At 39.8% G+C, this 11,941-nt stretch carries 15 protein-coding genes and 2 pseudogenes; 11 read left to right on the forward strand and 6 right to left on the reverse strand.

The genetic code is table 11. The features are described 5' to 3' along the window. Positions 1 to 22: 22 nt before the first annotated feature. The 6 genes and pseudogenes from ACZ1G6_RS11435 to ACZ1G6_RS11460 all read right to left on the reverse strand — a co-directional run bounded on the left by ACZ1G6_RS11435 (position 23) and on the right by ACZ1G6_RS11460 (position 3,496). Positions 23 to 271: a BolA family protein gene (locus ACZ1G6_RS11435; protein WP_472616409.1), complete on the reverse strand. Its 249-nt coding sequence runs from the start codon at positions 269 to 271 to the stop codon at positions 23 to 25. Next, on the reverse strand, positions 261 to 590 hold the full coding sequence (locus ACZ1G6_RS11440) for an STAS domain-containing protein (protein WP_472616410.1): 330 nt from the start codon (positions 588 to 590) through the stop codon (positions 261 to 263). Before ACZ1G6_RS11440 ends, ACZ1G6_RS11435 begins: the two co-directional genes overlap by 11 nt. A gap of 2 nt (positions 591 to 592) precedes the next feature. After that, positions 593 to 1,336 (reverse strand): MlaC/ttg2D family ABC transporter substrate-binding protein, encoded by a 744-nt coding sequence (locus ACZ1G6_RS11445; RefSeq protein WP_472616411.1) that lies wholly within the window; start codon positions 1,334 to 1,336, stop codon positions 593 to 595. 2 nt (positions 1,337 to 1,338) lie between these two features. Next, positions 1,339 to 1,864, reverse strand: a pseudogene (gene mlaD, locus ACZ1G6_RS11450) (outer membrane lipid asymmetry maintenance protein MlaD). A gap of 8 nt (positions 1,865 to 1,872) precedes the next feature. After that, positions 1,873 to 2,664 carry a lipid asymmetry maintenance ABC transporter permease subunit MlaE gene (gene mlaE, locus ACZ1G6_RS11455; protein ID WP_472616412.1) on the reverse strand — a complete coding sequence of 264 codons (792 nt, stop codon included), beginning with the start codon at positions 2,662 to 2,664 and terminating at the stop codon, positions 1,873 to 1,875. A gap of 10 nt (positions 2,665 to 2,674) precedes the next feature. Next, positions 2,675 to 3,496: an ATP-binding cassette domain-containing protein gene (locus tag ACZ1G6_RS11460; protein ID WP_472616413.1), complete on the reverse strand. Its 822-nt coding sequence runs from the start codon at positions 3,494 to 3,496 to the stop codon at positions 2,675 to 2,677. A 339-nt stretch (positions 3,497 to 3,835) separates the two neighbouring features. Between ACZ1G6_RS11460 and ACZ1G6_RS11465 the strand changes: the two genes are divergently transcribed. The 11 genes and pseudogenes from ACZ1G6_RS11465 (at position 3,836) to ACZ1G6_RS11515 (ending at position 11,924) form a co-directional block, all read left to right on the forward strand. Further along, the gene (locus ACZ1G6_RS11465) at positions 3,836 to 4,804 is read left to right on the forward strand and encodes a calcium/sodium antiporter (RefSeq protein WP_472616414.1); all 969 of its coding nucleotides are present in this window, start codon (positions 3,836 to 3,838) and stop codon (positions 4,802 to 4,804) included. Positions 4,805 to 4,807: 3 nt separating this feature from the next. Further along, on the forward strand, positions 4,808 to 5,770 hold the full coding sequence (locus tag ACZ1G6_RS11470) for a KpsF/GutQ family sugar-phosphate isomerase (RefSeq protein ID WP_472616415.1): 963 nt from the start codon (positions 4,808 to 4,810) through the stop codon (positions 5,768 to 5,770). After that, positions 5,767 to 6,315 carry a 3-deoxy-manno-octulosonate-8-phosphatase KdsC gene (gene kdsC / locus ACZ1G6_RS11475; protein WP_472616416.1) on the forward strand — a complete coding sequence of 183 codons (549 nt, stop codon included), beginning with the start codon at positions 5,767 to 5,769 and terminating at the stop codon, positions 6,313 to 6,315. The genes ACZ1G6_RS11470 and kdsC overlap by 4 nt, the downstream gene beginning before the upstream one ends. Continuing rightward, a complete protein-coding gene (gene lptC, locus ACZ1G6_RS11480; RefSeq protein WP_472616417.1) occupies positions 6,312 to 6,872 on the forward strand; it encodes an LPS export ABC transporter periplasmic protein LptC in 561 nt (186 codons plus the stop codon). Before kdsC ends, lptC begins: the two co-directional genes overlap by 4 nt. Beyond that, positions 6,841 to 7,485 (forward strand): lipopolysaccharide transport periplasmic protein LptA, encoded by a 645-nt coding sequence (gene lptA / locus ACZ1G6_RS11485; protein WP_472616418.1) that lies wholly within the window; start codon positions 6,841 to 6,843, stop codon positions 7,483 to 7,485. The genes lptC and lptA overlap by 32 nt, the downstream gene beginning before the upstream one ends. After that, a complete protein-coding gene (gene lptB, locus ACZ1G6_RS11490; RefSeq protein ID WP_472616419.1) occupies positions 7,482 to 8,210 on the forward strand; it encodes an LPS export ABC transporter ATP-binding protein in 729 nt (242 codons plus the stop codon). The genes lptA and lptB overlap by 4 nt, the downstream gene beginning before the upstream one ends. A gap of 103 nt (positions 8,211 to 8,313) precedes the next feature. After that, a pseudogene (locus tag ACZ1G6_RS11495) lies at positions 8,314 to 9,859 on the forward strand (RNA polymerase factor sigma-54). A 21-nt stretch (positions 9,860 to 9,880) separates the two neighbouring features. Beyond that, on the forward strand, positions 9,881 to 10,168 hold the full coding sequence (gene hpf / locus ACZ1G6_RS11500; RefSeq protein ID WP_472616420.1) for a ribosome hibernation promoting factor: 288 nt from the start codon (positions 9,881 to 9,883) through the stop codon (positions 10,166 to 10,168). Between the two features lie 9 nt (positions 10,169 to 10,177). Then, a complete protein-coding gene (gene ptsN / locus ACZ1G6_RS11505) occupies positions 10,178 to 10,621 on the forward strand; it encodes a PTS IIA-like nitrogen regulatory protein PtsN (protein WP_472616421.1) in 444 nt (147 codons plus the stop codon). 86 nt (positions 10,622 to 10,707) lie between these two features. After that, a complete protein-coding gene (gene rapZ / locus ACZ1G6_RS11510; RefSeq protein ID WP_472616422.1) occupies positions 10,708 to 11,634 on the forward strand; it encodes an RNase adapter RapZ in 927 nt (308 codons plus the stop codon). Between the two features lie 17 nt (positions 11,635 to 11,651). Then, positions 11,652 to 11,924, forward strand: a complete 273-nt coding sequence (locus tag ACZ1G6_RS11515; RefSeq protein WP_472616423.1) for an HPr family phosphocarrier protein — start codon at positions 11,652 to 11,654, stop codon at positions 11,922 to 11,924. Positions 11,925 to 11,941 lie beyond the last annotated feature (17 nt).

Genomic DNA, 11,941 nt, shown 5'->3' on the forward strand with positions numbered 1-11,941 from the left:
CTCGCTTTAGTTCAAGCCTGTCTTAATTGAAAAGCTTTTCGCGTTGCCATTGAGCACTTGAGAATGTTTTTATTGTAACGGCGTGTATAGTGCCATCGGCAATCAAATCAGACAAGGGGGCATATACTAACTGTTGCTTTTTAACACGGCTCATACCTTCGAAAACATCGTCTATGGCGATAATCTGAAAATGCGTACCTTCGCTCTTTACTTTAATTTCTGACAAATTTAGTGCCGAGGAGAGTAAAGCTGAAATGTCGTCATTGGTCATTTTTGTTCCTCATTAATTCTGAAACCCCGCTTAGCTCAGCTAGCCTTGAGATTTTTGATGGTAATGATGTAAACGATAATTGTTTATCATGTTTGTTACAATCTCGCTTTGCGTTAAGCAACCAAGCCAAACCACTTGTATCAATTTTCTCAATAGACTCACACTTCATTTCAATATCGTTAATGTCATGTAACAGATTCAATTGATCTTTGGACAACATAGTCCAAAAATCATTGTGCAAGTCGTATTGGTCGAGACTCCCAGATAAAGCAATAGCGCCTTTATTGTCGGCCGTTGAAATATCAATAGTAAGGCTCAAATCTATCCTTCCTGCGCCGTTTGTAAGACGATTGGCTGCTTGATACTTTCACGCATGGTTTCGATTACTTTTCCGATACCGTCTTTTCTTAAAATGCTTTCAAATTCAGACTGCTTTGACGACAACAAACTTATTCCTTCTGCCACCATATCATATGCTTGCCACTCACCACTGCGTTTATCTTTTCTAACTTTAAAGGCCACTTTGATATCAGGTCTATTATCGTCTTTTATAACAGCTCTAACGGTGACATCAGAACGCGTATCAAAATCTCTAGGAGGCTCAAATTCGACCAATTGATCGTCATAATACCCCATTGCCACAGCGTAGCTGGTAATCAAATACTCTCGAAAGACCGCTACAAATTCTTGGAGCTCTTTAGGTTCAACTCGACGGGCGTACTTACCTAATACTTTAAAAGACGAAAAGCGATAATCAATGTAAGGCATCAGCTCTTCTTCCATGATAGTACGCAAAATTTCTGGATCATTTGCGATATCGTCTTTTTGTAACTTCATTCTAGCAAATGTTTTTGACCCAGCAGCTTCTACCATTTTGTATGGGTCATCTTGAGACACTTTTATCTTGTCAGGTAATGGAGTGCCTTCACCAATCACTACTTTGTCTTGGCTTGCTACATTTACATTAGTTGCATTTGCTGCAGCCGTCGCGCTAAATAAACAGATACCAACGACACTTGCTGTTAACAATAACCGCTTGATGTTTGCTAAGGAATTTACATTCATCGCTATTCGCTTCCTTGATTAAATAAGAACTGGCCGATTAAATCTTCAAGCACTAATGCTGATTTTGTGTCGATGATTTCTTCGCCATCTGTAAGGTATGGACAGTCAGATTGGCTAATGGTTTCACATACTTTGTCTTCTTCCATTCGCTCTAAGTCTTCTGGAAAAATAAAACCAAGGTGTTAAGCCAATAAACTGTTCACCTAAAAGCCCTGATGTCAAAATTGATAAGCTACTGGTGTCTGGAAACGTATTTGCATACTCACTCGATATTTGAAGCTCGACAACAGGAATAAGGTCTATCTCGTCTAAATAAATCCTTTCTACGCGACCTACCACGACCCCACCTACTTTTACCGACGAGCGCGCCTTGAGGCCTCCGATATTATCAAACCTAGCACTTAATTTATACGTTTCACCACTGCCGCTCATCCCTTGATTTGCGACACGCAAGGCCAATAGCAGTGTGGCAGCAATTGCTAATGCGACAAAAAAGCCGACTAATATTTCTGTTTTTCTAGTTGTCATTTCCTATCCTAACTAATGCCAAACATTAAGGCCGTTAATACAAAATCAAGTCCAAGTATCGCTAATGAAGCATATACTACCGTTTGCGTGGTTGCTTGGCTGATTCCCTCAGATGTTGGAACACAAGAATGCCCCTTATAAAGTGCAATCCAAACCACTACGAGGGCAAACACGAAGCTTTTGATTACGCCGTTAATGACATCTTTTTCCCATTCAACAGTTGCTTGCATGATAGACCAATAACTACCAGCATCAACGCCAAGCCATTCAACACCGACAAGATGTCCACCTAAAATACCGATAGCGGAAAAAATCAATGCCAACATGGGCATGCTAATAACGCCGGCCCAAAATCGAGGCGCAACCACCCTTCTTAATGGGTCTACTGCCATCATTTCAAGACTTGAAAGTTGTTCAGTAGCTTTCATTAAGCCAATTTCTGCGGTTAGCGCACTACCCGCACGTCCAGCAAATAACAAGGCAGTAACCACTGGACCAAGTTCTCGTAAAATTGACAGTGCAACCATAGGTCCTAAACTACCCTCAGCTCCATAGTTAACAAGTATCGTATAACCTTGTAGAGCCATGACCATACCGATGAAAAGGCCTGATACCATGATTATTAATAAAGACTGAACACCGACAACATACATCTGTTCAATAGTCAGGCGTATGTTTTTAAATAAAGGGATTGCTATTAGAGCGCCATAAAGCATCAAAGATGCTTGTCCAATGGCTGAAAGGCGATCTAATGTGCCTTTGCCGATAGTTGCGAAATATTCTGAGACTATCTTAAGCATGAATATCTACCTATGCTCCCGTATCTTGCGAAGCAAGACCAGACCCAACAAAATCGTCCTTAATGGAGCTTGCTGGAAAATGAAAAGGAACTGGCCCGTCTGCGTTTCCATTTAAAAACTGTTGGACTAATTCTGAATCGCTTTCTTGAATTTCCTTTGGTGAACCTTTCCCGATGATGGTTTTGTTCGCCAAAATATACACATAATCGGCAATACTCAATACTTCGGTGACATCATGTGTCACCACAATCGATGTCAATCCTAGTGCTTGATTGAGTTGTTTTATTAACTTAACTAACACGCCCATCGATATCGGATCTTGTCCGGCAAAAGGTTCATCATACATTATTAAATCTGGATCTAGCGCAATTGCTCTTGCAAGGGCTGCACGCCTCGCCATACCGCCAGATAGCTCACTAGGCATAAGATGAGCAGCGCCTCGCAAACCCACCGCTTCGAGTTTTAACAGCACAATAGTATGAATGATGGACTCGCTTAACTTAGTATGCTCTCTTAATGGGAATGCAACATTATCAAAGACTGATATGTTGGTAAAAAGCGCCCCACTTTGGAACAACATGCTCATTTTTCGGCGCATACTAAACAGCTTACTTCTCGATACTTTGTGTACATCATCGCCTTGAAATAAAACTTGTCCTTTACTTGGCGTCAACTGCCCGCCAATCAACTTAAGAAGCGTGGTTTTACCGATGCCGCTTGGACCCATTATTGCCGTTATTGCACCATGCTTTACTTCCAAAGAAATGTCGGTGTAAATTTCTCGTTCATGACGAGAAAAAGCCATATTGTTAACTGAAACGATATTTTCCAATATTTACCTCAACATTCCGTTTAGTTTCGATAATGTAATTATACACCAAGAATTCGCATTAATTGCTAGTATTTACATGGCCTCAAAGGCAATTGATCATTAAATTTAGTTTATGAACATTATGTCACTTTGATATGCAAAGTCGGCAAAAGTTGTTAAGCAACTAGAATAGTTGAGCTAGTATACGACTTTTCAAGTCCATAAAGTGAATAAAAACGTAACAAAACGTACATTTTATCGTTATATCTTATAAAATGGTGAATTTGTGTGATTTATTAGCGCTTAATGGCTACAATTGTTGCATAAACGTATGATTTAATTTTTAAGAAGAAGTATTTAGTGACTCTGTATATTGTTATTTTTATATTGGGCTTAATCGTGCTTAGTTGGAGCGCAGATCGTTTTGTTTATGGCGCATCTGCATTAGCCAAAAATATTGGTGTTGCGCCAATGATGATAGGGTTAACAATAGTTGCAATGGGCTCGTCTGCGCCAGAGATAGTTGTAGCCGCAACCGCGTCATTAGCAGGTAACCCTGATACAGCAGTTGGCAACTCGCTTGGGTCTAACATAACTAATATTGCGTTAGTTTTAGGTGTGACTGCGCTTATCAAACCTCTACTTGTATCGTCTACTACGTTGAAACGTGAGCTTCCGCTGATGCTCATTATTACGCTTATTGGCGTATATTTCCTTTCTGATAGCGATTTAAGTCAAATTGAAGGTATTATTTTAATTACTTTGTTCGTTTTAGTCATTGCAGGCATGGCCTTGTTGTCGTTCTCGGTCGATAAAAACGACCCATTAATCGCTGAAACAGAAACAGAAGTGCCTAGTAATGTTTCCACATCAACGGCTGTGTTTTGGGTGATTGTGGGGCTTATTCTTTTACCATTAAGTGCTCATTTCTTAGTTGAGTCAGCTGTTTATATCGCAGAATATTTTGGCATAAGTGACTTGGTCATAGGTTTGACAATTATTGCAATTGGTACAAGTCTGCCTGAGCTAGCGGCAAGTGTAGCTGGTGTATTGAAAGGCGAAGATGATTTAGCACTAGGTAATATCATTGGCTCAAATATTTTTAACTTGCTAGCTGTGTTGGCAATGCCCGGCCTTATTAGCCCAGGAGCAATAGATGCAAGTGCCGCTACACGTGACTCGCTTGTCATGCTAGCATTATCGGTTCTACTATTTGTTTTTTGTTTTAATCTAAGAGGTACGCGTCGTATTAACCGATACGAAGCTGCGGTCTTTTTAATTATTTTTATCGGATATCAGTATATTTTATTCGCACCAAGTTCAAATTAAATTATGACTTTTTTATCATCAGCAAAACGCACTTTCAAGATTCAACAAGCCGGGCTAAATAAGCTGTGTGAACATTTAGACGATTCATTTACGCAAGCATGTCAGCTGTTAATGAACTGCAAAGGCAAAGTAGTTGTTAGTGGCATGGGAAAGTCAGGACACATCGGCAACAAAATTGCAGCAACCCTTGCAAGTACAGGTACACCCGCATTTTTTATGCATCCTGGTGAAGCGAACCATGGTGATTTTGGCATGTTGAGCAAAGATGATGTGCTCATTGGTATTTCAAATTCAGGGGAAAGTAGCGAATTGGTAAGTTTGTTACCTTCGATAAAACGTATAGGCGTTCCCATAATTGCCATGACTAACAAAACTCATAGCAGCCTTGCGTCAGCATCGAAAATTATTTTGAATCTACATGTAGAAAAAGAAGCATGCTCTTTGGGTTTGGCGCCAACCACTAGCACCACATCGACACTGGTTTTAGGTGATGCTTTGGCTGTCGCTTTGCTTGAAGCAAAAGGTTTTACTGCTGAAGATTTTGCTTTTTCTCATCCAGGGGGCGCACTAGGAAAAAGATTACTGTTAACCGTCGGTGATATTATGGTCAGCAATGATGATGTACCAATAATACATCAAAGCGCAAATATCAAACACGCCTTGTTGGAAGTTTCATCTAAAGGCTTGGGTATGACTGCAATTGTGAATGATAAAAACGCAGTTATAGGCGTTTTCACTGATGGAGATCTGCGCCGTTCTTTAGATAAGCAAATAGACATCCATACAACCTCGGTATTTGACGTAATGACGAGAGGTGGTATCAGTATTGCCCGCGAAGCATTAGCGGTCGATGCAATAAATTTAATGCAGAGTAACAACATCACCACGGTTTTAATACTTAATACTCAGGGTGAAGCAATTGGTGCCTTAAGCATGCAAATGTTGTTAAAAGCAGGTGTTATATGATTAGTACTCTTTATCAAGATGTACCAAGTAGTCTTTACGAAAAATGCAGCGACATAAAATTAGTTGCCTTTGACGTTGACGGCGTATTTAGCGATGGCAGTGTATATTTAGGTAATCATGGTGAAGAATTTAAAGCCTTTAATACGAAGGATGGTTACGGAGTAAAGTCACTTTTTTCATGTGATATTGAGGTAGTTATTATCACAGGCCGCAGGTCAAAAATCGTTGAAGATAGAATGCACTCTCTAGGCGTAAAATATATTATTCAAGGTACAGAAGATAAATACAGCGCTCTAAATTCACTAATGAGCGAACTTGGTTTAGCAAAAAAACATGTCGCCAGCATGGGCGATGATATGCCAGATATAGGTATGTTTGATTTAAGTGAAATTAAAGTAGCGCCTGCAGACGCGCATCCTATGGTAAAAGCAAATGCAAACTACATCACTTCGCTAGCTGGTGGTAAAGGCGCAGTACGCGAATTTTGTGATTTGTTGTTACAGTCTAATAATCGACTCAAAGCTCAACATGGTGCCAGTATATGAATCGCATCACATGGAGCATTGCACTAATATTCTCAACGGTGCTCTTGTTGTATCTACCATTGTTATTTCAAAGTGACGACGAACAAAAGGATATCGACACCACATTGTCTTTGATTCCCAACTATCAGGCGGTAAACTTAAACAGTAAGCTTTACGATAGTACCGGAAATTTAAGCCATCAAGTGGTTGCTGAAAAAATGGAACATTTTGAAGAATTAGGTTTCACAGTATTTGATAATCCAATTTATACGCTGTACCTTGACAGTGGAGAGCCTTGGCAAATAACGGCAGCTGAAGGGACATTATACAGCAACAACAGAATACTATTAGAAACAGATGTCAAAATCATTAACTTGCGTACACAAGAATATGTAAAACAAATCAGTACTCAATTTATTGAAATTGACCTAGAACAAAAAACACTTTCATCTGATCAGTTGGTTGAGATCAGAGGCATAGATTATTTCGTCACAAGCGTTGGCCTGTTTGGTGACTTGGTGACCCAACAATACGAGTTAAAAGATCATGTACAAACACAGTTTAATCCTCCTCGCTAGCATAAGTTTGGTTTACGGTGGTGGCAGTTTAGCGGCTCAAAGTCAAACTGACAGCGCTGACACCCCAGCTGTGCAGACAGATTCGCGTTCTAAGTCAGATGCACCGTTTATTGGTAGTGATTTTTCGCTACCTGTTACGCTTAAGTCTTTGCATCAAAACCTTGACGGTAAAAGTAAAACGTCGATTTTTACTAAAAATGTCGTAATTAGGCAAGGTAGTCTTGAGATTTTGGCGGATAGAGTTGAAGCTGATGGCGGCGCAGGGCAAGGTAAAGAAGTGATTACTGCTAGCGGCTCACCTGCCAGTTACAAACAACGCAAAGAAGACGGTACTATGGTTGAAGCACAAGCCAATGAAATCATTTATGAGGTAGTATCTAGGACAATATCGCTAAAAGGCAACGCCGCCATCATCCAAAATGATGTTACGGTTAATGGTGATTCGATTATATTTGATATGGCTAAAGAACAAATATTAGCCTCTACTGATACTAACAATACTACTCCTGTTACTACCGTAATAAGTCCTGGGGCTTTTAGTGAAGCGCTGCCTGATTCGGTTAATGACGACAAAAGCCAAAAACCCAAAGGTAACGGAGAAAGCGACGAGTGAGTAGTGTTCTGTGTGCTAGAAATCTCGCAAAGTCTTATAAATCTAGACAAGTTGTTCGCGATGTAAGTTTAGAAGTATCGACCGGTCAAATAGTAGGCTTGCTGGGCCCAAATGGTGCTGGCAAAACCACCACCTTTTACATGATTGTTGGTCTTGTTCCTCTAGACAAAGGCAATATTTCAATTGATCAAATGAACCTTAGCTTACAACCCATGCATGAAAGAGCAAGAATGGGAATTGGTTATCTGCCACAAGAAGCATCAATATTTCGCAAGTTAACGGTGTATGACAATCTAATGGCTATATTGCAAACAAGAAAAGATATATCGAATGAGCAGCGCGAGCAAAAAGCCGATGAGTTACTTGATGATTTTAATATTAACCACATAAGAACGAATTTAGGTATGAGTCTATCTGGTGGAGAGCGAAGACGGGTAGAAATAGCAAGAGCACTTGCAGCTGATCCTAAATTCATACTTTTAGATGAGCCATTTGCAGGCGTTGATCCTATATCGGTCAATGACATCAAAAAAATTATCTATCAATTAAAAGAACGTGGAATTGGTGTTTTAATAACCGATCACAATGTAAAAGAAACCTTAGATGTTTGTGAAACTGCGTACATAGTTAGTCATGGGGAGCTTATTGCATCTGGCACTCCAAGCGAAGTACTTGCTAACCAAGTAGTAAGAGATGTATATCTTGGTGAACAATTTGCGCTTTAAAACTATAGGATTCATCTTCAACAAAGAGTATATTTGTAATTCGATGTTAATAATATGAAGCAAACCAGCATCATAATGACAACAGGATAGCCAATTAACCGTAATGAAACCTTCGTTACAGCTAAAGTTTAGCCAACAGCTAACTATGACTCCACAACTGCAGCAAGCTATTAAGCTTTTGCAGTTATCAACTCTTGACCTACAGCAAGAGATTCAAGAAGCATTAGAATCGAATCCATTGTTAGAGTCAGTAGAACAAGACTATGATAGCCCTGATACACCTAACGACACCTTAGATAATAAGACAGATGCTGAGCAAGACATTACTAATTCGCAAATACAAGATAACAGCGAAGGTCATGCGGATGCTCAAGCGGCTTTATCAAGTGGCGAAAAAGACACTCCCGACCCAATGGACTCTCATGAAGCTCTAGAAAATCGTGAATTGCCAGATGACCTTCCCTTAGATAGCTCCTGGGAAGAGTATTTGGGGTCGACTTCCGCACCTAACAAAATGGTTGCCACTAATCTTGATGATGACTATGTATTTCAAGGCGAAACGACCCAAAGTATTCAAGACCACTTAATGTGGCAAGCTGAAATGACTCATTTTTCTGATTCTGATAAATCAATCGCCATTGCAATTATCGATTCGATAGATGAATCAGGTTATCTCACGATTAGTAGCGAAGAAATATTGCAAAGCTTGGACGATGAAGAGTTAGAGCTAGACGAAGTGGAATGTGTGTTAAAGCGTATTCAACGCTTTGACCCTATTGGTGCTGGCGCTCGCTCTGTTCAAGAATGTTTGCTTGTACAGCTTCAGCAATTTGACGAACAAACCCCATGGTTAAGTCAAGCTCGCATGTTAATTCAAGAACATGCAGACTTACTAAGCAGCAAAGACTATCGCACCTTGATGCGCAAAACACGAATGAAAGAAGACCAATTGCGCGAAGCAATGAAGTTATTGCAAACGCTCAATCCTAGACTAAGGTAGCGCAATCTCTTCTAGAGAGCCAGAATATATTGTTCCTGATGTTAATGTATATAAGAAAAAAGGTGTGTGGACCGTTGAGTTAAATAACGAAGCACTCCCTGCTCTAGCCGTCAATGAAACATACGCAAACATGTTAAAAACAGCGAGTAACCCAAGTGATTCGCAGTATATAAAAGCCCATTTGCAAGAAGCCAAATGGTTTATAAAAAGCTTAGAAAGTCGGAACGAAACTTTATTAAAAGTGTCACATTGTATAGTGGCAAAACAAAGAGAGTTTTTTGACAAAGGCCCAGAGAAAATGCAACCAATGGTATTGAATGATGTTGCAGAAATGGTTGATATGCATGAATCAACAATATCTAGGGTGACAACACAAAAGTATATGCATACGCCACGCGGTATATTTGAGTTGAAATACTTTTTCTCTTCTCACGTAGCGACTGAATCTGGCGAAAATTGTTCATCAACTGCGATTCGAGCATTTATTAAAAAGCTTGTTGCCGATGAACCCGCTAACAAGCCACTAAGTGATAGTAAGATTGCGCAAATGCTTGCCGACCAAGGAATTAAAGTTGCTCGGCGGACAATTGCAAAATATAGGGAGTCGTTAAACATTCCCCCTTCTAATCAACGAAAAAGCCTTGTTTAACAAGCAAAGAGGACCATTATTATGCAAATAAACCTGACCGGTCATCACGTCGAAATCACCGATGCACTTCGTAATTATGTTGATACTAAATTTGAAAAGCTAGAACGACACTTTGACCACATAAGTAATGTTCATGTTATTTTAAATATTGAAAAACTTGCACAAAAAGCTGAAGCGACTGTCCATCTTAAAGGCGGTGAAGTATTCGCTAACGCAGAACATACTGATATGTATGCTGCTATTGATGGCTTGATTGACAAACTAGATCGACAGGTCATCAAACATAAAGAAAAATTGAAACGGCATTAAGTTACATAAATGATTATTAACGATATTATCTCACTTGACCGAACGCAATGTTCGGTCGAGTGCAATAGCAAAAAGCGTATTTTTGAAGTCATTTCAGAAATCGCTGTCCAACAATCTCCAGAGCTCGACCAAAGCGAAGTGCTGACGAGTTTATTATCAAGAGAAAAAATGGGCTCAACTGGTATCGGCAATGGCATAGCTATTCCACATGGTCGCATCAAAGAGCTGAGCAATATGATTGCGGTGATTGTCACTAGCAACCAAGCAATTGACTTTGATGCTATTGATAACAAACCTGTTGATATTTTCTTCGCTATTTTAGTCCCTGATGAACAAACCGATAAACATCTGCAGGCCTTATCTGGGATTGCTAGAAAGCTAAGCGACAAAGAAACGGTAAAAGCTATTCGAAGCGCTGAAAACAAAAACCAAATTGTTGCCGCATTAGCCTAGGTTTTTCGACCACTTAGTCATTGATTTCTTGTATTTTATTATCCGACTTGCTAGCCTCAAGTTTCAAAAATTAATGGCACCAAAATATGAAACTCTTGATCATTAGCGGTCGTTCAGGCTCAGGAAAATCAATTGCGCTTAGAGCCTTAGAAGATTTAGGATATTACTGCGTAGATAATATTCCAGTGGCCTTGCTTCCTACCTTAACACATACTGTTGTCGACCAGCATGAACAGGTTGCTGTTAGTATTGATGTAAGAAATATGCCAGAGTCCGAAAATGAGATTGGTGAGCTGTTAGAATATCTGCCCAACTATTGGGATATTACCATTATCTATTTAGATGCTAGCGATGATGTGCTTATCAAACGCTATAGCGAAACACGTCGGCTACATCCACTATTTAAATTAAGTAACTCATTGATTGATGCAATCAATGCCGAACGAGAAATCTTAATTCCTGTCGCCGAAAAAGCGGACTTAAAAATTAATACAGATCAGCTGTCAGTTCATGATTTAGCAGAACTGGTCAGAGAACGAGTACTGGGCAAAAAGAGCACGGATTTGGTGCTTGTTTTTGAATCCTTTGGTTTTAAGTATGGCATACCCAAAGACGCTGACTATGTGTTTGATGTTAGGTTTTTGCCTAATCCTCATTGGGACCCTGATTTACGTCCCCTAACAGGACTTGATGGCCCTGTCGAACTATTTTTATCTAGTCAACCCTTGGTAATGAAGTTGATCTGGCAAATTCAAAACTTACTTACAACATGGTTGCCACATTTAGAAAGAAATAATAGAAGCTATGTCACTATCGCTATTGGATGTACAGGAGGTCAGCACCGCTCAGTTTATGTAGCACAGTCATTAAGTGATGCATTCAAAACGAGTCACGGCGACGTACAAGTAAAACATAGAGAATTGAAACGCCATAGACGACAAGGAGACATGGAAGAGCCGCACAGCTCTTTAACGGATAATACTTTAACAGATAACTCTTCAACTAATAACTAAGGGGAAGAGGAAGCATTATGCAAATCGTCAAAACCCTTACAATCATCAATAAATTGGGCTTGCACGCTCGCGCTGCCAGTAAGCTTGTTGAACTTGCGAATAATTATGAATGTGACATTACGCTTCAACAAGATGAGCAAAGTGCACCTGCTAACTCGGTTTTAGCCTTGCTAATGTTAGGTAGCGGCAAAGGCAAACAGGTTACAGTTAGCTGCATAGGTATCGATGCCCAAATTGCTATGGAAGAAATAGAAAACCTGATCGCAAATAAGTTTGATGAATCTGAATAGCAGGCTAATCAGAAAAT

The organism is Glaciecola sp. HA4-3 (genome assembly GCF_055693685.1).

Excerpts from the sequence above, each read along its gene's own strand:
- ACZ1G6_RS11470 (WP_472616415.1), top strand. The coding sequence starts at position 4,808 with ATGACTTTTTTATCATCAGCAAAACGCACTTTCAAGATTCAACAAGCC.
- mlaE (WP_472616412.1), bottom strand. The coding sequence starts at position 2,664 with ATGCTTAAGATAGTCTCAGAATATTTCGCAACTATCGGCAAAGGCACA.
- ACZ1G6_RS11515 (WP_472616423.1), top strand. The coding sequence starts at position 11,652 with ATGCAAATCGTCAAAACCCTTACAATCATCAATAAATTGGGCTTGCAC.
- kdsC (WP_472616416.1), top strand. The coding sequence starts at position 5,767 with ATGATTAGTACTCTTTATCAAGATGTACCAAGTAGTCTTTACGAAAAA.
- ACZ1G6_RS11435 (WP_472616409.1), bottom strand. The coding sequence starts at position 271 with ATGACCAATGACGACATTTCAGCTTTACTCTCCTCGGCACTAAATTTG.
- ptsN (WP_472616421.1), top strand. The coding sequence starts at position 10,178 with ATGATTATTAACGATATTATCTCACTTGACCGAACGCAATGTTCGGTC.
- ACZ1G6_RS11445 (WP_472616411.1), bottom strand. The coding sequence starts at position 1,336 with ATGAATGTAAATTCCTTAGCAAACATCAAGCGGTTATTGTTAACAGCA.
- rapZ (WP_472616422.1), top strand. The coding sequence starts at position 10,708 with ATGAAACTCTTGATCATTAGCGGTCGTTCAGGCTCAGGAAAATCAATT.
- hpf (WP_472616420.1), top strand. The coding sequence starts at position 9,881 with ATGCAAATAAACCTGACCGGTCATCACGTCGAAATCACCGATGCACTT.
- lptC (WP_472616417.1), top strand. The coding sequence starts at position 6,312 with ATGAATCGCATCACATGGAGCATTGCACTAATATTCTCAACGGTGCTC.
- lptA (WP_472616418.1), top strand. The coding sequence starts at position 6,841 with ATGTACAAACACAGTTTAATCCTCCTCGCTAGCATAAGTTTGGTTTAC.